Here is a 21,694-nt window from a genome sequence, read left to right as displayed (position 1 = left end):
GCAGCAGCTTCTTGACCGCGGTGTTCACGGCGCCGATCCTGCGCTGCACCGAGCGCGGGCTGCGCAGGCTCCACACGGTGGCGGCCACGTGCACCGCCACGATCGCGGCGATGATGGCCAGGGACAGCCAGAACGCCAGCGTCAGGTTCCGGGCCTCACCGAAGATCATGAGCGCGTTGAGGCGCGGCCAGCCCCAGAACCCGACCATCATCAGGTGCACGGCGGTGAACCCGAGGAACGCGAGCAGGCCGAGGTAGTGCAGGCTGCGCGCCGCCTGCCGGCCGCCGAACATCCGTACGTACCACGGGAAGCGCGCCTCGATCGCCGGAGCCTGCGCCAGCCCGGTGAGGATCTGGAACGGCGCCAGCAGGAAGATCACCCCGGCGTAGGACAGCTTCTGCAGCGCGTCGAACGGCTGGCCCGGCATCATCGGCGGCAGCCGGAACGCGTCGTAGCTGACCAGGTCGTGCCAGGCCGCCGGGAAGATGTCCCACGATGTGGGGAGATAGCGGCGCCACTGGCCGGTCGCGAACAGCAGGGTCCAGTACGAGATGCCGAGCAGGAGCCAGCCCATCACGGTGAAGAAGTGCCAGTGCCGGCCGATCCCGATCTTCTTGTGGCCGGGCAACGACACGATCGGGGAGTAGTCCTCCTCTTCGTCCATCGTGTCGTACAGCTTGTCCTTCGGCATCGTCTTGCGGGTGAACCTCGCCCACTCCGTGCCCGGCCTGCTGTGGTTGCGCCAGTAGAGCCTCGGGTGGGTGGCGAGGATTTCGATCCCGCTGCGGATGAGCAGGGTGACGAACAGCACGTTCAGCCAGTGCTCGATCCGCAGCCAGGCCGGAAAGTCATTGTGCATCGCGATGGCCCCCTCATCGGATCGGCTGTCAGATAGACCTGTCGTCAGTCATGCCAGCCCCGCGTCCGTGGGTATGCGACGTTCATCCCGGTGACAACGGAGAAGTGCAGGGCCAGGAAGAACAGGCCGATCGCCAGCGTCACGTTGCCGAGCGGATAGTGCCAGTGGCCGAGCATCTGCGGCAGGCCGGGCAGCCCCACGGCGCGGCTGACGAAGTACATCGCGATCGACGCCAGCGAGACCGCGCTGCCCAGGGCCCACCCCGACCGCGTCAGCGCCGGAACGGACCCCACCGACATCGCGAAGGCGGCCAGCAGCGAGCCGATGATCATCAGCAGGAACCAGACGACGACGTAGGCCGGGGCGGCGGAGTGCCGGATCAGCAGGGACATCTGGGCCACCGCGGTGGCCGCCAGCAGCGCCATGCCCCCGGCCGTCGTCGTCTTCGGCGCGTTGAAGGCGAAGTACCGGTAGAACGAGACGAGCTTCCCCATTCCCGTCCAGCGGAGCGGTCCCGACCGGCGAATCTGTTCTGTGGTCACCGCTCACACTCCTACGACCCGCGCCGCATGGTGCGCGCGATCAGCCGTCCGGGTCCGCGCAGCATCATGCGCTCCAGCCGGTGCCGTGCCCGCAGCGTCCTGGACGACCGCAGCCGGTCCAGGCGGTCCTGCAGCCTCTCGCCCATCTCCACGAGCCACGCCTCGTCCATCAGCCTCTCCACCTCGGGGAACATCTCCAGTTCCTCGTCCAGATGGGCGTGGGCCTCCAGCACGTCGCGCATCAGCCGCAGCTCCTCCTCGAACCGGGCGCCGCCGGGATCGGCGCGCAGCAGCGCGGCGAGCTGGTCGGTCATCTGGCGGTGCTCCGACCACGCGGCGTCGAGCTTCGGATGGAAGTCGCTGATCGCGGGGTAGAAGATGTGCTCCTCTATCCGCTCGTGCATCTGCACTTCGCTGTACAGCTCGTCGGTCAGCGCCCGCCGCTGCTCGATGTCGTCACGGGAGGTGCGCGAGAGCCGTTCCATGATCCCGCGCAGGACTCCGTGATGCTCGTAGAGCATCTGAGTCGCCGTCTTCGGCGGGGTGATCACCTCAGTGGTCTGCTTCTTCCGGTCGGTGAGAACCTGGGTCCCCTTCTTCATGGCTGCATCTCCCGTTGGCGAGGCCGCGGTGGCTGAACCGGCATCTCCTGTTGGCGCGTCAGGGCGCTCCCCGGGGGGGCGCTCACCACGGGCGGCACCCGGCGCACCTCGATGCGGCCGTCACGGACGCGGGCCTGGAATCGCGGCGCCGGTGCGATGGCCGGGCCGTTCTGGCTCTCCCCGGTCTCCAGATCGAACGCCGATCCATGCCAGGGGCAAACGATCGAACCGTCCCGCAGCCAGCCCTGGGACAGCGGGCCGCCCAGGTGGGGGCAGGTCTCGCCGAGGGCATGGATCTGGCCGTTCGACCGGACGAGCAGCACGCCCACGCCGCAGGCCTCCACGCGGCGCGGGGTCCCCTCCTGCAGTTCGTTGGCACGCAGCACCGGTGTGAAGTCGCGCGGTTGAAGGAGCCGGTCCGCCTCCTGCTCCGACTGGTCGGCGCCGACGAGGTGGCGGAAGGTGAGGCCGCCGCCGAGGTAGCCGCTGACGGCCACCAGCGGATAACCGAGCATGGCCGCCAGGCGCCCCCGCCCGTGGCGCTCCCGTCTGCGCTCCCACCAGGACCATGTGTACAGTCCGAGGGCGACGGCGTTGAGTGCGCCGTGGACGAGGCCGAGACGCCGGGCGTAGTCATGGGTGTACTGCCAGTCGGTGAGGCCGGTCACCGCGGCCCCCAGGGCGCCCACCACCCCGAGCCCGACGGCCCGCCGCGCGGCCCGCTGGTATCCCTCACGCTCACGCCGGCCCTTCCCCGCCCCCATGGTGTCGAGGACCAGCGCGGTCGTCCATGACCCGATCGGCACGTCGGTGAGCGCCGGGTGCAGTGGATGCCCGAACCACACACCGTGCAGGAATCTGCGGACCGGCCTCTGGGAGAGGCCGAACACGTTCTGGACGAACGCGTAGCCGTGCTCGAGCGTGTGGCCCGGTCTGTCGAGCCACTCCTGGCCCTCGATCTTCCGCATCAGCCGTTCGAGAGCGTGCTGAGCCATTCCTGACTCCAATCTCGTGCATCGGTTCCCCCGGGGACGCACCGGGAGAACCCGAGGAGATGGCGCCGGCCGGACCGGCCGCCGTGGCATGCTGCGCCGTACCGTCAGCCCCAGGCGGGCACGGCGCTTATTGCTGGTGCCCTACAGATCGGCGCATAAACCCCAAACGACCTGAAACCAGACATAGTACGGGCGGGCACGGGGGCACGTGACGATGTGCGACAGAACTCCTGGGAGTCGATTCAGGGGGAATCGTCCCGCCATGCCCGCTTCATCAGGCGGACGCCCAAGGCGAGGACCGCGACGGACAGGGCGATCGCCAACAGTACGGCGACGCCGTAGTCATCGGGCCATCCGGCGCTCCAGCCCAGGAACGGCAGGTAGATGGCGGCGAACGTCAACGGCGCGGCGACGAGGGCGGGCGCCCCTCGCAGTGGCTGGCTGAGCGTGTAGACGATCAGCACGCCCGTGCCACCGAGCAGCATCAGCAGAATGCCGGCGCCCGCCGACATCATGTCGGCGATATCCCTTCCGCTCATCGCGATGAGCAGTGCGCCGGACCACATCGTCAGCCCCGAGAGGACGAACCAGGCCGGTCGGCGCCGCGCGCCTCCGGCGAACCCGAGGGCGACGAGCAGTACGGCGAGCGCGGCCATCCCGGCCACCTTGATCTCACTGCCGGTCTTCTCGCCGGGCTCGGCGAGCGGTACGGCCGCCCGTTCGGACAGCCCGCTGCCGTAATCGATGAAGCCGAACCGATGCCACCGTCCCGCCACGTCGCGCAGCACGACCCCGTCTGTCCGGTTGGCGACCGCCACCAGGTGCCCCCCGGTCACGGGCAGGACCGCCACGGCCACCGAGGCGGCCGGGTCCGACGGAATGCCGTACCGGTCCGGGTTCTCGTAGTGCCGGTCCAGCAGCCGTTGCCGTCCCCGCGAGATCTCCCAGGCCGTCGACCAGGTGGCTCCGCCGTCGGCCGTCTGCTCGACCTTCAGCCGCGGCGGGACGACCCGGTAGCAGCGCCGCGGCTCACCGGGCACGCACGCTCTGGCGTTCCGGTGCCCCGACGGCGCACCCTTCCATTCGCGCCACGACCGGCCCTGATCACTCGTGGCCAGAGCCCACCCCTCCTCGAGGCCCTCGCCCCTCTCCGAGCCGAGGAACACAACGATCGTCGAGCCGTGCACCTCGACATGCCGGGCCGACGGCGCCGGGGGTCCGGCGGAGGTGGCGGCCACCGCGAAGACGGCGGCGGGCAGCACGACCAGGGTCCGGGTCCGCCGAACCGCCCGGTACGCGCCCGGGCCCTGTGCGGCACGACCCCGGACCAGCCAGGCCACGGCCAGCAACGGCAGTCCGACCAGGTCGGTCGGGTCGGCGATCACCTGGGCGGATGGCGTGAACAGGCCCCACACGGCGGCCGCCGCCTCGGCTCCGGCCGCGGTCGTCTTCATGAGCGTGAAGAGTCCCCCGGTCAGCAGGATCGCCGCCGCTGCGATCCACTTCCCCGCTTCGAGGCGCGGGGCGGGAATCCGGCGTACGGCCCGGCCCACCGCTCGCGCGGCGAGGATCGCCGACTCGAGCAGCAGCGCCAGCAGCGGGGGCGCGACCAGCATCCCGGCGAAGTCGCTGAGCTTGCCGGTGACCACACCAGGCCACAGGCGCTTGAACAGGTGATCGTTGAGGATGAGCAGGGCGACGGCCGCCATCGTCACCGGGTGGCCGAGCCACGCGGTCGCCGTCACCGCCGCCTTGCCGTACGCCGCGCCGTCCCCGCCGCCGGTGGTCGCCCGGGGGCTTTGAGTGGTCACGATCGCCTCGCCTGGTCTCGTCGTCCCGTTGGACGATCACACCGGTCGCTCTGCAGCCATACCACGTGTAAATCGTCAGAGTCGGCAGCAGACGTTACGAGTTCGGACCGCCCTCCACCAGTTCGCACTTCAGCCCCGGACGCAGAGAACTCCTCCCGAGGTGGGAACTTATCCACAACTCGATCACACCTCAAAGTAATGGATAGAACACTTAGAGTAACGTCCTTGGCCATGCCAGGAATCGACCACGAGATGTCCATCGAGTTCATCCGCAACAACCCCATGACGGCCGTGGAGCTACTCCGCGACGCCGCCGGGATCCAGCCGCCCCCGTTCGCCACCGCAGCCCTGGAGGCGCTGGACTTCACCCAGGTGGCCCCGGTGGAGTTCCGCGCCGACTCGGTCGTGGTGCTGCGCAACCAGAAAGGCGAAGCCCGGTTCGCCACGATCGTGGAGGCGCAGGAAAACTACGACACGGGCAAGCGGTACAGCTGGCCGGTCTACGTCACCGCGCTGCGCGCCCGGCTGAAGTGCGCCACCGCGCTCGTGGTCATCTGCCACGATGCGGCGGTGGGCCGCTGGAGCGAGCAGCCCATCACCCTGGGCCCCAGCGGCATCATCACCCCGCTGGTCATCCACCCCGGCCGTATCCCGTTGATCACCGACCCCGACCGGGCCCGTGCATCCCCGGAACTGGCCGTACTGTCGACCATCCTCAACGCCAAGACCAGCGAGATCGAACCGGCCGCACTCCAGGCCATGCTCGCCGGACTGAACACTCTGGAAGCGGAGCAGGCCGAGCTATATTTGCACTACGTGCTCGACAAGCTACCGGACGTGGCGCAAAAGCACATGAAGGAGCTCATGACCATGAACAACGACCTGCTGAAGCGCGCCAAGGACCTCGCCCGCCCGTACGTGACCGACTGGATCGACCAAGGGCGGCAAGAAGGGCTCGCGGAAGGCGAAGCGAAGGCGATCCTGACCGTACTCGATGCCCGCGGCATGGAGATCTCCCCCGAGACCCGCGACCGGATCACTCGCTGCAACGACCTCGATCTGCTGACGACCTGGGTCCGCCGCGCGGCGACCGTGAACTCCGCCGACGAAATCTTCACCTGAGACCTGCACCGCTCTCTCGGCCAGTCTCTGGCTGAGCCCGATCCCCAGGTCGTCGCAGACATCATCGCCAGTGCCGGGCTCCTGAGGAAATCGGGAGCCCGGCATTCGTGTTTCAACATTGGGGCTCGGCCCATCTCCAAGGCCACGACCATTCAGGACGTTGCCGTGCCGGATTGGCGGTGTTCACCGGCCAGGGCCGGGTAACGAGAGCCGGAGAGACGACGGACTCGCCTCGGACGGCACGTCCGCGAGACGGCGGGCCGTCGGCGAAGGAGGGGACGACATGACACGAGGCACCGATGTTGAATCCGTCCGCCGCGCTCTGTCCTCACTGGACTATCCCGCGGACAAGCATGATGTCGTACGGTGCGCCGAAGAGACCGGAGCCGGCGAGCCCGTGATCCGCGTGCTCGCGGCCCTGCCGCTCGGCAGCTACGACAACCTGGACGAGGTCCTGCGTTCGATTCCGCGCGATCCCTCGCAGGAGGCCGGCCTCACGGCGGACGAGGAGACCAGGCTGGCGAGGGAACGGTCCGCCGGGGGACGGGGCCGGGTCGCGGAACACCTGCGCGAACCAATTGAGCCCGCGCGATCGGCGGACGGGGAAGCTCGCGTCGTGACCCACGTGAGCCGGTCGGCATGGCGCGCGCCATCCGCCCCCTGAGCAGGCGGAACGTCTAATGCGCCCTGACAGCGGCGGTCAGCGGCGGCGGCTGCCGCACCGGCTCCTCCCCCGGCACTTCGCCCACGCGCCAGACCGCGTCGACACTGTCGATGGCCACACCCTCTTGACTGCATCTGTCAGATCGACTAGACCACAGAGAGCCTGTGGATCACCCCCCGAGAGGACGACATGTCTGACAGAGCAGTCTTACGACTCGCGGCACGCGCCGCGGTCGCCGCAGCGACGACGGGCTCCCTGATCGCGTTCGGAGTCATGCCCGCCTCGGCGGCCGCGGATGCGGCCGGAGGCAAACCGCCGAGGACGACGAAGGGCCCCTGTCACTACACCGCGACTCCGGACGATCCGGCCGTACGGAAGGTGCCGCTGCCGCCGGACCCGCGCCGTACTCCCACCCGGCGGGTCTCCGCGGTCCTCAAGACCAACCACGGCGCCATCGGGCTCAGGCTTGACGCGGCCAAGGCACCCTGCACGGTGCAGAGCTTCGTCCACCTGATCCGGCACAAGTTCTACGACATCACCTCATGCCACCGCTTGACGGCGTACGACCGCCTGAAGGTGCTGCAGTGCGGCGACCCGAGCTTCACCGGCGAGGGAGGGCCGGGCTACCGCTACAAGGACGAGTTGCCCGTCGATCTGCCGCCGTGGCCGGGTGACACCACCGGGACGCGGAAGACGTACGCGCGCGGCGTGCTGGCCATGGCCAACGCCGGACCGGACACCAACGGCAGCCAGTTCTTCCTGGTCTACGGCGACTCGGGGCTGCCGCCCAACTACACGGTCTTCGGGACGGTCGACGCCGCCGGGCTCGCCGCCCTGGATCGCATCGCCGCCGGCGGCATCGAGGCCACCCCGGAAGGCCCGACACCGCCGGTGGACGGCAAGCCCGTCCTTCCGGTCGACATCAAGCACGCCCGGATCTGCCGCTAGTCGATCACACGCGCCGCCCGGCCGTCGCCGCCGTGCCCGGTGTTCGCGTTTCTCACGTCGGACGCGCCCCATCTCCGCCGCACCGAGGTGGGGCGCCCCGCCGGCGGGTGTCAGCTGGGGTCGCGGCCGCCGAAGGCGGCGACTCTGTCGTACAGCGGCGCGTCATCGGGCACCCGCACCGCGGGGCCGATGTGATGCCCGTCGGCCTCGTCACCGCGGAACTCCGGCTGGAGATTGTCCTGCCCCCACTGCAGCGCCACCCGCCCCAGCTCGGGGTCCAGGTCGGTCGGCTGACCGGTGGCCCTGGCGATGTCCCAAGCGTGGATGACCAACTCGGTGACGTGCTGACCCACCGCCCATGTGGCCGGGATCTCGCCGAACGGCAGACGCTGCGGCCGCTCCAGGGCGCCCGGCTGCCGCCATGCGGCGATCAGTTCGTCGGCCGCCGCGCGGTATGCCCCCGTCCAGTCGTCGCCGATGACGTCGACGCCGAGATGGTTCCGCTTTCCTCCCGCTGTCACCACGGCGAACTGGTGCACCTCGTCCACCACGTGGTTGACCAGCGCCCGTACGTCCCAGGAGCGGCACGGTGTGGGGAGCGCCGCCTGCTCGGGCTGGATCTTGGCGATGACGGTGCCGGCCTGGTCGAGCGCCCGCACCAGCATGCCGAGGAGATCTACGTACTCACCCATGGTGGTTTCTCCTCACGTCGATGGGCCCTCAATGAGGGACCTCACGTACAGGTCGATCCATACCGACCCAGCATCGACATAACCGCCAGTTATTACTCCACGCAATTTTCATTCGCCCAGAGTTAGCGATTGCCGGATGGTTGGCCCGCCTGCCGCCACGGGGGAAGTACGGCAGGCGGGCGGCTCAGATGACGGGACAGCGGTAGTCGGCATCCCGGTTCGGGGAGCAGCAGACGACGGCGCAGGAGACGAAGCGTCCGGCGCGGAGCCAGATGCCCCATTGCACGTCCACGCCCGCGTTCAGGGATTTCCGTACGAGGCCCAGTCGGAAGTCCACGCCGATCCGCGCCTCGTCTGCGGGGTGGAGGAAGGACGGCTCGGCGGCCCGGTAGCGCTCGGCCAGCCAGGTCATGGCCTCCTCCACGCCGACTGGAGTGGCGTCGATGCGGCGGGCCGGCTTCAGCAGCCAGTCTCAGGTCCGCATCGGCGCGTCCCGGCGGCGGGGTTCTTGCTGTCGGGCCGTACGGCTGCGCGCCGAGCGGCGCAACCGGCTGTGGAGCCAGAAAGAGATGGCCCGCCGCCTCGTCGAAGCCGCCGACGAGGAAACCCGGGGTGCGTCGGCATCTCACGTACGTCTCCCACGCTCGTGAACGCGAAGAGGCATCCACTTCGACGGTCGGTGCAGTGAACCAGATGATGCAACTCATCGCAGTCATTCGGTTACTCTTTGATACGTGACCCCTACGCAAGCTCCCACCTACACTCACGGCATGAGTGAGAACGCGTTCGAGATCCCGGTGAGCGAGGCCGACGGTCATCTGCCTGACGTCATCACCGCCGCCGCCCAGCGACACACGATCGCCTACCTCACTGACCAAGGCCGCCGCGTCGCCGCGATCGTCCCAGCGGACGAAGCCTGGTATTGGACACCCGGTTGGCAGGCCGCCGAGGCCGAGGCCGACGCGGACATCCGGGAGGGTCGCACTCGTGTCTTCGACAGCATGGACGACCTGTTCGCCGACATCGAGGCGGTCCGTGGAGACGACCTTCCGTGAAATTCGAACGCACGACAGCTTTTCACCGGGACGCCGCGCGACTTCCCCCCGAGCACTACGCCATGTTCAAAGAAGCCGTCTACAAACACTTCCTCCCTGCCCTTGAGCAAGGAGCGCACACGGGTCGCACCCTCTGGCCCTCGCGGTTGCGCATCCATAAGCTCACCGACACCGACGTCTACTCGCTGACGTGGAACTTCGCCTCCCCGGACGGCCGGGCCACGTTCGAATTCAGCACGGCTGACGACGGTGAGCCCTTACTGCTGTGGCGACGTATCGGTGATCACTCGATCTACGACAGCCTCTGACCGAGGACTCCAACGCAACCACAACAACAACAGCGGCCGAGACCCGGGAGACGCGCGATTTGGGGGTCGGGACGGGACATGGGCCGCACTCGGCACCGGATAAAACACTCCGTAACCTATGCATCACAGATCGAGACGGAGGAAACTGAGGGTAGTCAAGACGCCCCCAGGTCTGACGAAGAGGTGAAGCGTTGATCGCCGAACTCCCCCAATGGGCCGTACGGCTGCGCGCCGAGCGGCGCAACCGGCTGTGGAGCCAGAAGGAGATGGCCCGCCGCCTCGTCGAAGCCGCCGACGAGGAGACACGAAGAGGACTTCCCGTTCGAGAGACGATCGTCCGCCGCATCAAGGCATACGAGGCCGGACACAACGAGCCGCGCGACCCCTACCGTCTCCTGTACGCCCGCGCCTTCGGCACCAGCGAGGCCGAACTGTTCGGCGGGCCTGCCTGCCCTTCGGATAACGCTTCGTCACTCGCAGACGAAGCGATCGACCTTGCGGCCTGGATCGAACAGACCAATGTGGGGAATGGCACGATCACCATGCTCGGCGAGGCGAGCCGCCGTCTTGCCGAAAGCCACACTCGGGTTTCCCCGCGACGCATGCTGTCCGACGTCATCGGGCTGCACCGGCGAACACGTACGCTGCTGCGGGAAGGCCGGCAGCGTCTCGGCCAGACTCGTGAGCTCCTCCGGATCGAGGCCGACCTCCTCTCCCACGCCTGCATCCTCCTGGGCGACCTGCACCACAACGAAATCGCGATCACCTACGGCATGACCGCCGCCCTGTGCGCCGGGGAGGCGGGCGCCAACCCGGCCGCCGCACTCAGCGCGCAGGCCAAGACCGAACGCTGGCGACGCCGTTACGCCGTGTCCGCCGATTTGGCCCGACGTGGATTCGAGTGCAGTCCGCCGACACCGCTGCGTGTCTTGCTCGCCGGCCAGGAGGCCAACGCCGCCGGATTCCTGGGCGACATCGACCGAGCGCAAGAAGCGTTGAGGCGCGCGGAAGAGGCGGCCGGCGGTCCCCTGTCGCCCGACTCGGGAGTGTCCCCATGGTCATGTCCACGTCCACGTCAAGCCCTGTACGCACTCTCGGTAGCCCTGCAGGCAGGCAAACCGGAGGAGGCTCTGCGGGCTGCGGAAACAGCCGAGACGGCATGGGCATCCGGGGATGCCTGGGTGTACGGGACCTGGGCGCAAATCCGGTTCGGCGCGGGCAACGCCTACGTAATGATGGGTGATCTCCATGGTGCCGCGGAGCAGATTGCCCCGGTGATGACCATGCCGCCAGAATTCCGCATGGCGACCGTCACCAACTACTTGGTAGAGATGGACGCACGATTGGACGCCCCACGGTTCCAAGGCTCTGATGTCGCGGCGGAGCTTCGTGAGCAGATCCGGGAGTTCACCTCCGCCGCATTGTCGGCGGACGTCGCCATCAAGGAGGACGCGTGAGCCCGATGCCGGAGTTGATGGCCGACCGCTGGGCGAAGCGGGAGATGCTCCCACCCGGGCAGGGCCGGATCTACTGGCACATCCTTCTCGAGGATCATCCTGAGGTGCGCGCGATGGCCTCCACGGCCCACGAGCGCCTGGCCGGGATACCCGGCCTGGACCTCACACCGCATCGGTGGCTGCACCTGACCGTGCTGATCGCCGGTCTCACCAACGAGATCAGCGACGAGCAGATGACCGCCATGGTGACCGAGGCGGGCAAGTTACTGGCACAGGTACGGCCCGTCACCGCGACGCTCGGGCGGGTGCTTTACCACCCCGAGGCCGTCATGCTGGAGGCACGGCCCGCAGCCGCCCTGGCCCCGATCCTCGAAGCCGCACAGACCGCGACCCGCACCGCGCTCGGCCGTGACGGCATCCCCGCTCACGAACCGTGGACGCCCCACGTGACGTTGGCGTACAGCAAGGCTGCACAACCGGCGGCTCCGATCATCGCGGCTCTCGGCCGACAGTTGCCGACCTGCGAGGTCACGGTCGGCAGCATCGACCTCGTCGTTCAGGACGGCCCCGAATACCTTTGGGACTGGCGCCCGGTCGCGAAGGTGCCGATCGGCAGCCCTTCCTGAACGGAGCGTGAAAGTCGTCGAGCCTACGGCCCCAGCTACCCGCGATCTTGCTTTGTTCGTGTCACGCTGCGGATGGGGGCGGGCTGGGCCGGTGGACCCGGCGACTTGTGTGCGGACGGGGACAATCATGGTCGTCAGGCTTGGATCACCCCAAACTCGAGATCACCGTTGAGTACATGTGGGCGGGGTCGGCGGACAGGTTCTGGTCGACCCAGCCGGGAAGAGGCGGGAGGTCCCGGATCCAGGGCAGGAGGCTCCGGTAGACACCGGTCGCGTCATCGGGGCGTTGAGCCGGGTCCTTGGCGAGCAGCCGTCGTGTCAGCTCCTCAAGCTCACCGGGCACTCCCGCCATCAGCGGCGGGTCCTCCTCCCTGCTACGGGCGATCTCCCGCAGCAGGTCACGGGACTGGAACGGCCGTGCGCCGGTCAGCAACTCGTACAGCACGCAGCCGACGGTGTAGAGGTCGCTGGCCTGGCTGGCGTCCTCCCCGTCGATGAGCTCGGGCGCCATGTAGCAGGCGGAGCCCGGGATCTGCCCGGTCTGCGTGATCCGGGAGAACTCACTCGCGCCGAGCGAGGCCGCCACGCCGAAGTCGATGACCTTCACCGCCCCGTCCCGGCACAGCACCAGGTTCTCCGGCTTGACGTCGCGGTGCAGCAGCCCGACCTCGTGCGCGGCGGCCAGCACGGCGCACACCTGGGCGCAGACGAAGGCCGCCCACGCCACGGGCAGGCTGCCTTCCTCGTCCTTGAGCTTCCCGACCGAGTCGCCGCGCAGCGCCTCCATGACCATGAACAGGTCGCCGTCGTCGCCGAAGTCGTAGACGACCGGAACTCCGGGATGACGGAGCCGGGCGGTGATCCGGACCTCGCGGTGGAAGCGCCGTCGTGCGTCCTTCTCCGAGACCAGGTCGGCGGAGCTGATCAGCTTGATCGCGACCGGGCGGTTGAGCCGCAGATCGGTGCCCTCCCACACCTCGCCCATGCCGCCCCGCCCGATGGGTGAGGTGATCCGGTAACGGTCAGCGACGGTCCTCATGGCAGAAACCTGCTCTTGGCGCCGTGCCAGCTGATCACAACGCTGTCGCGTGCCCGCGTGGCGGCCACGAAGAGCAGTGACCGGGCGCGCTGCGACTCCCGGCGGAAGCGCAGCGGGTCGTCCTTCTCGAACGCGAGGACCCGCCGACCGGGCAGCAGCCCCTCCGCGACACCGGCGAGGATCATGCGCTGATACTCCAGTCCCTTGAATCGGTGCATCGTCCCCACGTGGACGAGCGCCTCGATGAGCTTCGGCCCGTCGGGGCCGATGGACGCCGCCATGATGCCGGCCCTGCCCAGCCGGTTCTCGACCTCGGCCACCATCTGCCGTTCGGGCACGCAGACCGCGATCGAGCCCCCGCCCCACTCCCTGACCCGCTCGACGATCCCGTCCAGCTCGGCGGCCCAGGTCGGGTACGGCGTGAGCACCGGCTCGGGCCCGCGCAGCACCGAGCGGTAGCCGGTCAGGTCGTCGTTGCCGTCGTCGAGGTCGTCCCACTCATCCTCGCCGACCAGGCGGCAGGCCGTACGGAGGATCTCATGGGTTGTGCGGTAGCTGAGGCTCAGCTTCGACGACCGGCCCCGGATGTTGATGCCCAGGCTGCCCAGGGAGATGTGGTTGGCGTAGATCCGCTGGTGGGTGTCGCCGGCGATGAACAGGTCGTCGGGGCCTTCGGGGACCATCGCGCGCAGCATCCGCCAGTGCGCCGCGCTGAGGTCCTGTGCCTCGTCGACGACGATGTGACGGTAGGGGTGGCGGTAGCAGATGCCGGACTCGTGCTGCAGTTTCACCGAGCTGACCTGGCCGGCCTGGTAGGAGGCGACCGCTCTGGCCCGCTCGATCGCCAGCCGCGCCGCCCGCTCGGCGACCTGCCGGAAGGTCCACAGCCTCCTGTCGTCCAGCCGCATCACGTAGCGCTCGATGAGCTTCCAGATCTCCGCCCGGTCCTGCCTGCTGATGGCGCGGCCCCGTCCGGCCCGGCGGGCGCGGAAGTACTCGGCCCGGGTCGCGACGCCCTGCCCGAGGATCACCTGCGACCACTCGTCGTGCAGGAACTCGGGGTCCCACCGGTGCTCCCCCAGTTCGTCGAGGAGCCCCTGCCATTCGATGACGGCCTTGGTGTCGTCGATCCACTGCCGTCCGGAGCCGGCCTGGGTGGCCGAGACGAGGCCGCTGGCCAGCTTGTCGATGTTGACGATGTCGACGCGCTTGACGACCTCCTGCCCGGCGAGGTCGAACAGCCGCCGCCGCAGGTCGGCGGCGAGGTTCTTGTTGAACGTGGTCAGCAGGACGTCCTTGCCCTGGCCTGGGCCGAGCCGTTCCACCAGGTGCTTGACGCGGTGCAGGGCCACGATCGTCTTGCCCGTTCCGGGGCCGCCGCTGACGCGGGCGGGGCCGCTGTAGGCGCGCTCCACGATCTTCCGCTGGGCGGGGTGCAGGAACACCCGCCAGCGTCCGAAGTCGCCCTCCTCCAGCACCTCCTGCAGGGCGGTGTCCTCGGTGGTCACGACCGTGGCGGGGCGGGTGAGGGCCGCCTGGTAGTCGTCGGCGTCGACCGTCTCCTCGACCGCGACCGGCGCGGTGACCTGGTCCATGACCTCGTCGACCGTCTTGCCGTCGTACAGCGCGAGCAGCACCTCGCCGGTGAGTTGCGGCGCGTAGGCGGTCAGGCCGAGCAGCTCGTCCTCCGTGGTGATCTTGGCGATCAGGCCGAGCAGCGGCCCGGCGACGCCCAGGCTCAGCAGGGTCTCGGCGGAGAACTTCGCGAACAGCGGTTCCGGCCGCGCCGGGATCTCCTCGCCCGGCGCGGACGGCACCGGGGATGCCTGGGACATCGGCGGCACCGGCGGCACCGGGGACAGCGGGGACACCGGGGGCGTGAGGACGACCGTCTCCTCGATCGTCAGCAGGTCGAGGAACTCGATGCCACCCGTCACCGGGTTGATCTGGTAGGCGAACTTGTCCAGATTGTCGTAGACCTCCTGGCGCGGTTTGACCGCGACCAGGATGTAGTCGCCACCCCCTGCGTGCAACAGCAGCGCCCGGTAGTCCAGGTTCACCCGCGCCGAGTACAGCCGGGGGTGCCCCTTGAGCTGCTTGAACCGCAGACCGGGGCTCTCCGGGTCCTGACGGAACTTGTGCTGGAAGTCGTAGATGGCGCCCTTGACCGCCCGCGGGAGCTTGAGGATCTCCTTGTCGGCCTTGTCGAGAAGCCGCAACGTCGCCCTACTCACACGGCCTCCTTCATCGACGCGTGCGCGGTACCGCTGTACCGGTCGTCACTCACCGGGCCCCTCCCCTGTTGTCGGCGCCGATCCGCTCGGCCAACTCCTCGGCCGTCCAGCCCCTTGCGATCCGTACGTCCCAGCCCGCCTGCGCGTAGGCGGCGTCGCGTTTGCGTGCCTCGTCGTCGTCTCCGGCGAGCACGACCGCGACCTTCGCCTGCGGCCAGGCCAGCTCGGCCTGCCAGGCCTGCTCGCCGAGCTCGTAACCCGCCTCGGGCGCGGACACCCCCAGATCGGTGAGGGCGTGCGCGAGCAGCGCCAGCAACGGGTCCTCGGGGTCCAGGAGGTCGAGCACCTCCTCCCAGTCCTGCGGCACGGCCGTCTCCACCGCCTCGGCGGGTGCCCCGGCCTCCTCGGGCGCGGGCCGTACGGCTTCCGCGGCCACAGCGGGCGGTCGCGGTACGGACGCCGCGACGTCGGCGAGATCCCCGGCGAGATCTTCATCGAGCGGGAGCCTGCTGAGCACGCTCATGAGACCATCGCCGCCGGCCGCGGCGAGCTGCGCCGGGTCGAATACGCCTGGATCGAACAGGGCCGGGTCGAGGAGGTCCAGGCCGGTGCGGGCGAGCTGCCCGCCGTCGCCGGCGCCGACGTCGAGGAACTGCAGCAGGTTGCCCCAGTACAGCCAGGCGGCCCAGCGGCGCCGATGGGTCTCCCCGTCGGCGGTGATCGTCTCGTTCCGGTCGTCGACCACGGTGAACCCGCTCCACGCGGGTTCCGCACGCCGGTCCAGGACGACCGTGAGCAGGCAGCCGTCCAGGTCGGCTGTGGAGCAGACCGTGATCGGGCCCGCCGTTCCGGCCGGGAGGTCCTCGCCGCGCACGGACGCCGCCACCCGCTGCGCGACGTCGCCCGCGTCGCACCTGCTCACGCCGCGGGGCTCCTTGACCGTGCCCGCGACCACCGCCTCGGCCCGGTGCAGCCACAGCCGCCGGTCGGGTTCGCGGAGGAAGGCGAGCAGCGTCTCGACCGGGTTGGTCCACATCGTGCGCACCAACTCGACCGGGTCGCGCTCCGGTTCCAAGCGCCGGTAGAACGTCCGCGCCTGTTCCTGGGCGATGCCCCGGTACGGCTTGCGCAGCGGCTCGACGGACAGGTCCGGGGCGAAGCTTCGCCCCTCCCACTCGTCGAGGTTCTCCCAGGTCAGCTGGAAGACGAATCGGCCATGCGCACGCAGCCGGGCCCGCTTGGCCGCGTCGTCGGCCAGCCGGTTGATCTCCGCGGTGGCGTGGTAGGCGTAGCCGTCGAGGTAGACGGCGACCTCCCGCGGTTCGTCGCCCACCAGCCGGAACAGCACGTCGGGCCGGGTGCCCCTGATGGTGTTCTGCAGGGTCATCCGCCAGTGCCGGATCGTGCCGTCCGGTGCCTCGATGCGCAGGTCGGCGGTCTTCCTGCCGTCGACGACCTCGCCGCGGGCGAGCGCGGCGCGCGTGTCGGGCCGACGGGCCCACGCCTCCAGCCCGTCGAGGAATCGCGCCTCCAACTCGCTCTCGACCTGGTCCCACAGTGAGATGTCGGCCGTGGTCGCGACCGGCGCGGCCTCCCACTTCTCGAGCAGTTCGGCGAGCATCTCCAGCGCGTCGGCCCGGCTGACCTTGTCGTACAGGCTTCCGGGGACGTGGGAGAGCAGGCAGCGGTGGCAGGCCCGCTTGTCGCGCTCCTCCTTGCACCGGCACTCCGCCACGATCCGGTACGCCTCGGCGAGCACTTCGCGGAAGCCGTCCGGTGCGGAGAGCCGGTGCAGGTAGCCGGTGCCGCCGGGCAGCGTGTCGTGCAGCACGAGGAAGCGCCGCTCCCGCCCGGTGGCCGGGTCGGGCATGGTGGCGGTGACGATGTCCAGGTGGTCGGGGTCGCCGCCGTACCTGGCCGCCACTCCCGCCATCAGCGCCGCGCGGAACGAGGCGGTGCGCTGCTCGATCATCAGCGTGGCGACGGGAAGCAGGATGCGCAGCGCCTCGGTGTGCAGCTCGTGGGCGAGGATCAGCTTGACGTGCTCGGTGTCGCCGGCGGCCCGCCGGAAGGGACACCACGGCCGGTGGTGGCTGCGCGACCGGTCGAACGACGAGGTGGCGACCAGTCCGTCGGACTCGCCGGAGGCGGGGGGGCCGTCCACGGTCGTCCCGCCACAGGACGGGCACGCGTGGAAGGGGTTGAGCCGGACCAGCTCGCCCGCGAACCGGTCGCCCGCCGGCCGGTCATACCGAGTGGTGCCCAGGTTGAACCGGCGGATGACGGCCCGGCGGGTGAAATCGACACCGAAGACGGCCGTGGCGTGCCGCCACGAGCCCGGCGCGATGTCGGCCGGGTCGACGTCGACCGCGACGGCGCGCTCGTAGTAGCGCCGCTTCCGGTCGTCGTGGTCGTCGCGGATCTGCACGTCGTCGCGGCGGTCGTGCGCCGTGACGCGGGTGGGCCGCAGCACCTTGTGCAGCGAGCCCAGCTCCCCGATGTCCCGGCTGCCGCAGCGCGGGCACGGCGAGGTGTCCTCGACGGCCCGGAAGGTCCGCACGTGGCCGCAGCCGGGGCAGACCCGCCAGTGTTCCCAGGCCGGGCGGGACGGGGTGCCGATGTCCAGGCCGGTGATCTGGTGCTGGTAGCCGCGCATGTAGAAGGAGTTGCCGGGCGCCAGCTCGGTGAGGGCCAGCCTGGCGGGACGCCGGTACTCCCGGACTTCGCTGTGATAGTGCCTGCCGCCCGGGACCTCCTCGTCCCAGGTGATCGTCGCCTCCAGGTCCGTGGCGGCATCGATGAGGGAGTAGTTCGGCAGCAGGCCGAGCTCGACCAGCGCGCCCTGGGCGCTCTGACGGCCGATGTCGCCGATGAGCCTGGCCACGGCCCGCCGTTCGGCCGCCAGCGACCGCTTGATCGTCTGCTGGCTCGGGTCGGACTCCACCAGCGTCTCGGACGCCGCGTTGATCACGTTCAGCCGCTCGCGCAGGTCGTCCAGGCGCCGATGCCACACCCGCTCGGCCTCGGCCACGGCCTCCTTCAGCCCGCCCGCGGCGAAGGCGCGCAGGTCGGCGGCGGCCGCCTCGCTCACCGCCTCGCCGAACAGGTCGAGAAACCCGTCGGCGAGCGTCGCGCCGGATGCCAGCGCTGCGGAGGTGAAGGCGGCCAGCCAGCCGGTCTCCCCGAACAGCACCGACGCCCGCCGGGGCAGCGCCGTGCTGCCGGGGAGCCGGTCGCGGGCGCACAGGTCGACCAGATGAGCGACGTACTGCCGGCGCAGGATCTCCACCGCCGACAGATAGCTGCCGGGCGGCACGATCTCACCGGCGATCACGTCGCGTGGTTCCTCGAGGAAGTACAGGTCGCGCGGGGACCGGCCGACCATCGTGACCAGGAACGCGTTCCCGGTACGGCGGCCCGCCCGGCCGACCCGCTGCACATAGTTGGCCGGTCCCGGCGGGAGCGAGGCGAGGATGACCGCGGACAGGTCACCGATGTCGATGCCCAGCTCCAGCGTCGGCGTGCACGACAGCACGTTCGGGTCGCTGTAGCGGGCGCCCTCGCGGAAGCGCTGTTCGGTCAGCTCACGCTGGCGGCGGGTGAGCGCGCCGGTGTGTTCTGCGGTGACGACCCGGAACACCCCCTCGCCCCGGTAGAGCCGACGGTAGTAGTCGGCCCGGTGGTCGCGGATGTCCTCCCGGGTGTCGCCGCCGGTCAGCGAGCCGCCGCATCGGTAGCGGGGGCACGGCTGGCCGTACCAGCCGGCGACGAGATGCGGCGGGACGGTCTGCTGCCAGGCGCACCGATCGCAGCCGACCCCGGCGTCGTTGACCTGCTCGTCACCCAGCAGGTGCACCCGGATGTGGCCGGGCCGCAGGCCGTACACGCCGGTGGAGCCGTCGTCGGCGGTCCGCCTGGCGACGACGCCTTCGGCGGCCAGCAGGGGCAGCAGCCGCGACAGGTACTCACCGGCCTGGCCCCGGGTCAGGCCGAGGCAGCGGGCGGCCCAGTCCTGCGGCCAGCCCTGGTCGGCGTCGATCCGGTCGAACTCCGACTTCCGCTTGAGCCGGTCGAGCAGAAAGGTCGGCGCGCTGACCCCGCGCGGGAACGCGGGCATGCCGTCAGGTCGGCGGCCCCAGACGCCGTTGTAGCGGCTGGTCCCGGCGTTGCCGATCCACCTGTCGAGCCAGGCGTGCTTGACCGCGCCCCGGTAGCGGAGCCGCTCCAGCAGGCCGCGGACGAAGACGAGGTAGCGCGCGTCGCTCCGCATCTCGACCATGCCCGAGGTGGCGGTGTGCGCGTCCCGGGCCAGCGCGGCGATCCTCACCGGGTCGGCGAGCACGACCTCTGCGGCGGCCGTCCGGGTGAGCTCGAGCGTACGGCCCTGCCGGGAGCGCAGGCCGAGCTCCATGACGGCGGCGAACGCCAGCCGCTCCCCGATGAGGTTCCACGCGTCGGCGCCGCCTTCGGCCTCCCCGGCGAGGATCGCGTCGATCTCCGGGCGGTCGTGCAGGTCGGGCGGGACCACCGCGGGCAGCACCCCGGCCTCGCTGGCCGCCGCCACCAGGTCGCCGATGAGATCGTTGAGCAGGATCGGCGCCTCCTCGTCCAGCCGGGAGGTGAGCAGCCGACGCAGCGAGAAGGCGTAGGACCGGTTGGCGACGAACCCGGCCCGGTGCGCGGCGTCCTGCACCGAGTCGTTGAAGAGGAGGGTCTTGCGCTGCTCCGACTCCAGCTGGCCGCCGGCGAACAGCTGCGTGATCGCCACCGAGGCGAGCGAGGCCAGGCCCGAACCGAGGAAGCGGATGCCCTCGTCCATCTCGCAGGCCGGGCAGCGGTCCTGCTCGGCGGCGTAGAGCGCCTCCTGTGTGGTGCGCAGGTCCGTCAGCACGAAGACGATGTCGCCCTTGCCGTAGGTGTCGCGTGCCGGGTCGTACGGCCGGACCCGCTCCCCGTCGAGGACGGCGAGGCCGCGCACCGCCGCCTCCACCTCGCGCTCGGTCGCCTGGATCAGCGGGCGGACCCGCTTCTTCTCCGCGCCGACGTTCGCCCGGTAGATCCGCTCCGGCGTGGTGACCAGCTGCTCCGGGTCACGCTCCGGCGATAACGCGGCCCAGCCGGAGCGGCCGCAGTGGCGGCAGTAGACGGCCGGGAGCAGGGTCTTGCCGAGCACACTGAACGTCGAGTCGGCGTCCACCACGGGCAGCTCGCCGATCCAGGCGAAGGCCGCGGTGTGGTGCGCCACGCGGAGCAGCCGCGAGACCGCCCGCACCCACATGTGCGTCTCGATCATCAGGAACGGCCGCCTCGGGCGGCCTTCGGGGCCGTCGGCGTCCTCAGGTCTCTCGGCGTCGTTGTTCTCGTTGTTCTCGTTGTCCTCGGGGCCCTCGGGGTCCTCGGGGTCGCGGGCGTGCGAGAGCAGCGCGACGAACCGGGCCAGCGCGGTGGCCGCCCGGTCCGGGTTGGCGCGGATGGCGGCGCCCCAGTTGTAGGCGCCGCGCCGGGGCAGCAGATCCAGCATCTCGTCGGAGGTGCGCGGCTCGCCGCCGAGCACGTCGAGCAAGGCCTGGGTGAGGATGTGCCGACGCAGCACCTTCCCCAGCTCCTGCGGGTCGAGCCCGGCCCGCCCGGTGACGACCGCGGCGAGCCGCTCCATCGCGGCGGGGTCGCGCAGCGGGTCGCCGCAGGCGATGAGGTCGTCGGGGCCGGGCAGCGGAAGCGTGACGTCGATGTCGCCGACGAACTCCTCCACGGTGAGCCGGTCCTCTCCGACCACGGCGTCCACGGGGAACGGCGTGCCGAAAACCTGCTCGGCCACCTCGCGGATGCCGCTCCCCGCCTGGCCGGTGTTCTCCCCCAGATCCGTGTTCTCCCCCAGGGTGGCGGAGGTGGCGACCGGGCAGATGCCGCCGAGCGGCCGGCCCGGCCGCGAATGCCCGGTAGCGGCGGCCAGCCGGCGCAGCAGCATGGCCACGTCGGTGCCCTGCGCGCCGTCGTAGGTGTGGAACTCGTCAACCACCACGTAGGTGATCTCGGCGTTCTGCCAGAGCGGCAGGTCGTCGGGGCGCTGGAGCAGCAGGTCGAGCATCTTGTAGTTGGTGATGAGCACGTCAGGCGGGTTGCGCCGGATCTCCGAGCGCTGCGTCATCACCTTCGGGTAGGCGACCTCGGGGGTGTCGCCGATGTAGAGGGCGGCGGTCACATCGCGCAGTTCCGGCTGCTGTAAGTAGCCGTTGATGCGGTGCGCCTGGTCGGTGGCCAGGGCGTTCATCGGGTAGAGCAGCACGGCCTTGACGCCGCCGCGCCCCTTGGCCCGCTCCCGGCGGCAGTGGTCCAGCACGGGAATGAGGAACGACTCGGTCTTACCCGAGCCGGTGCCCGTCGTGATCAGCGTCGGCTCGGCCCGCTTACCGAGCGTGCTGAGGCGATCAAAGGCCTTCGCCTGGTGCCGGTACGGTGAGAAGCCCGCCGGCGCCCACTCCAGCGTCTTGCGCCAGCCGTCCTCGGCCGTCCGGAACGGCGTGCGGATCCGCAGGTACGGCCCGCGGAAGATGCCCTGCTCGGGATGGTTGAGGAAGCGTTCCAATGCCTCACGGACGGGCCGGTCGGCCAGCGCGAAGGTGGTCGTGAGGTACTGCGTCAGGCTCTGCCGCAACTCCTCGGCGGCCAACGTCGGCCTCACCGGTCCTCCTTGTGAACTACGGCGTGAACTCGTACGGCCCGCCCGCACCCTAACCTGC

General features: G+C 70.1%; 17 protein-coding genes. 7 read left to right on the top strand and 10 right to left on the bottom strand.

Annotated features, from left to right (window positions below; genetic code table 11):
- The 5 genes from Mth01_RS24515 to Mth01_RS24495 form a co-directional block, all read right to left on the bottom strand.
- Nucleotides 1–859: cytochrome b/b6 domain-containing protein (locus tag Mth01_RS24515; protein ID WP_204018300.1), on the bottom strand; the 859-nt coding region annotated here is incomplete at its 3' end.
- Nucleotides 860–903: 44 nt separating this feature from the next.
- Nucleotides 904–1,401 carry a hypothetical protein gene (locus tag Mth01_RS24510; protein ID WP_204018299.1) on the bottom strand — a complete coding sequence of 166 codons (498 nt, stop codon included), beginning with the start codon at nt 1,399–1,401 and terminating at the stop codon, nt 904–906.
- Nucleotides 1,402–1,412: 11 nt separating this feature from the next.
- Nucleotides 1,413–2,003 carry a hemerythrin domain-containing protein gene (locus Mth01_RS24505; RefSeq protein WP_204018298.1) on the bottom strand — a complete coding sequence of 197 codons (591 nt, stop codon included), beginning with the start codon at nt 2,001–2,003 and terminating at the stop codon, nt 1,413–1,415.
- Nucleotides 2,000–2,998, bottom strand: a complete 999-nt coding sequence (locus Mth01_RS24500) for a Rieske 2Fe-2S domain-containing protein (RefSeq protein WP_204018297.1) — start codon at nt 2,996–2,998, stop codon at nt 2,000–2,002. The genes Mth01_RS24505 and Mth01_RS24500 overlap by 4 nt, the downstream gene beginning before the upstream one ends.
- 242 nt (nt 2,999–3,240) lie before the next feature.
- On the bottom strand, nt 3,241–4,809 hold the full coding sequence (locus Mth01_RS24495; protein WP_204018296.1) for a hypothetical protein: 1,569 nt from the start codon (nt 4,807–4,809) through the stop codon (nt 3,241–3,243).
- 231 nt (nt 4,810–5,040) lie between these two features.
- On the opposite strand from Mth01_RS24495, the gene Mth01_RS24490 reads away from it, so the two are divergent.
- The 3 genes from Mth01_RS24490 (at nt 5,041) to Mth01_RS24480 (ending at nt 7,543) form a co-directional block, all read left to right on the top strand.
- Nucleotides 5,041–5,931 (top strand): RpnC/YadD family protein, encoded by an 891-nt coding sequence (locus Mth01_RS24490; protein WP_204018295.1) that lies wholly within the window; start codon nt 5,041–5,043, stop codon nt 5,929–5,931.
- Nucleotides 5,932–6,214: 283 nt separating this feature from the next.
- Entirely contained in the window at nt 6,215–6,595 is a 381-nt protein-coding gene (locus Mth01_RS24485; RefSeq protein WP_204018294.1) for a DUF2795 domain-containing protein, read from the top strand.
- Between the two features lie 189 nt (nt 6,596–6,784).
- Entirely contained in the window at nt 6,785–7,543 is a 759-nt protein-coding gene (locus tag Mth01_RS24480) for a peptidylprolyl isomerase (RefSeq protein ID WP_204018293.1), read from the top strand.
- A gap of 110 nt (nt 7,544–7,653) precedes the next feature.
- Here the strand turns inward: Mth01_RS24480 and Mth01_RS24475 are convergent, their stop codons facing one another.
- Together Mth01_RS24475 and Mth01_RS24470 are read right to left on the bottom strand one after the other, a co-directional pair.
- Nucleotides 7,654–8,235 (bottom strand): TIGR03086 family metal-binding protein, encoded by a 582-nt coding sequence (locus Mth01_RS24475; RefSeq protein ID WP_204018292.1) that lies wholly within the window; start codon nt 8,233–8,235, stop codon nt 7,654–7,656.
- 184 nt (nt 8,236–8,419) lie between these two features.
- Entirely contained in the window at nt 8,420–8,647 is a 228-nt protein-coding gene (locus Mth01_RS24470; protein ID WP_204018291.1) for a hypothetical protein, read from the bottom strand.
- Nucleotides 8,648–9,005: 358 nt separating this feature from the next.
- Between Mth01_RS24470 and Mth01_RS24465 the strand changes: the two genes are divergently transcribed.
- From Mth01_RS24465 to Mth01_RS24450, 4 genes are all read left to right on the top strand, one after another.
- Nucleotides 9,006–9,290 (top strand): type II toxin-antitoxin system Phd/YefM family antitoxin, encoded by a 285-nt coding sequence (locus Mth01_RS24465; protein WP_204018290.1) that lies wholly within the window; start codon nt 9,006–9,008, stop codon nt 9,288–9,290.
- Nucleotides 9,287–9,598, top strand: coding sequence for a hypothetical protein (locus tag Mth01_RS24460; protein WP_204018289.1), 312 nt, complete (start codon nt 9,287–9,289; stop codon nt 9,596–9,598). Before Mth01_RS24465 ends, Mth01_RS24460 begins: the two co-directional genes overlap by 4 nt.
- Before the next feature lie 191 nt (nt 9,599–9,789).
- Nucleotides 9,790–11,055 carry a helix-turn-helix domain-containing protein gene (locus tag Mth01_RS24455; RefSeq protein WP_204018288.1) on the top strand — a complete coding sequence of 422 codons (1,266 nt, stop codon included), beginning with the start codon at nt 9,790–9,792 and terminating at the stop codon, nt 11,053–11,055.
- A 5-nt stretch (nt 11,056–11,060) separates the two neighbouring features.
- The gene (locus Mth01_RS24450) at nt 11,061–11,681 is read left to right on the top strand and encodes a 2'-5' RNA ligase family protein (protein ID WP_239089967.1); all 621 of its coding nucleotides are present in this window, start codon (nt 11,061–11,063) and stop codon (nt 11,679–11,681) included.
- Between the two features lie 145 nt (nt 11,682–11,826).
- Here the strand turns inward: Mth01_RS24450 and Mth01_RS24445 are convergent, their stop codons facing one another.
- Genes Mth01_RS24445 through Mth01_RS24435 form a run of 3 tightly spaced genes read right to left on the bottom strand, consistent with a single transcriptional unit; the run spans nt 11,827 to nt 21,636 of the window.
- The gene (locus Mth01_RS24445) at nt 11,827–12,720 is read right to left on the bottom strand and encodes a serine/threonine-protein kinase (RefSeq protein ID WP_204018286.1); all 894 of its coding nucleotides are present in this window, start codon (nt 12,718–12,720) and stop codon (nt 11,827–11,829) included.
- A complete protein-coding gene (locus tag Mth01_RS24440) occupies nt 12,717–14,954 on the bottom strand; it encodes a UvrD-helicase domain-containing protein (RefSeq protein ID WP_204018285.1) in 2,238 nt (745 codons plus the stop codon). Before Mth01_RS24440 ends, Mth01_RS24445 begins: the two co-directional genes overlap by 4 nt.
- 49 nt (nt 14,955–15,003) lie before the next feature.
- On the bottom strand, nt 15,004–21,636 hold the full coding sequence (locus tag Mth01_RS24435) for a DEAD/DEAH box helicase (RefSeq protein WP_239089965.1): 6,633 nt from the start codon (nt 21,634–21,636) through the stop codon (nt 15,004–15,006).
- Nucleotides 21,637–21,694 lie beyond the last annotated feature (58 nt).

The organism is Sphaerimonospora thailandensis (assembly GCF_016863115.1).
GTDB classification, from domain to species: Bacteria; Actinomycetota; Actinomycetes; order Streptosporangiales; family Streptosporangiaceae; genus Sphaerimonospora; species Sphaerimonospora cavernae.
Note: the sequence above shows the minus strand (reverse complement) of the source record. Positions and strands in the feature narration are given on the sequence as shown.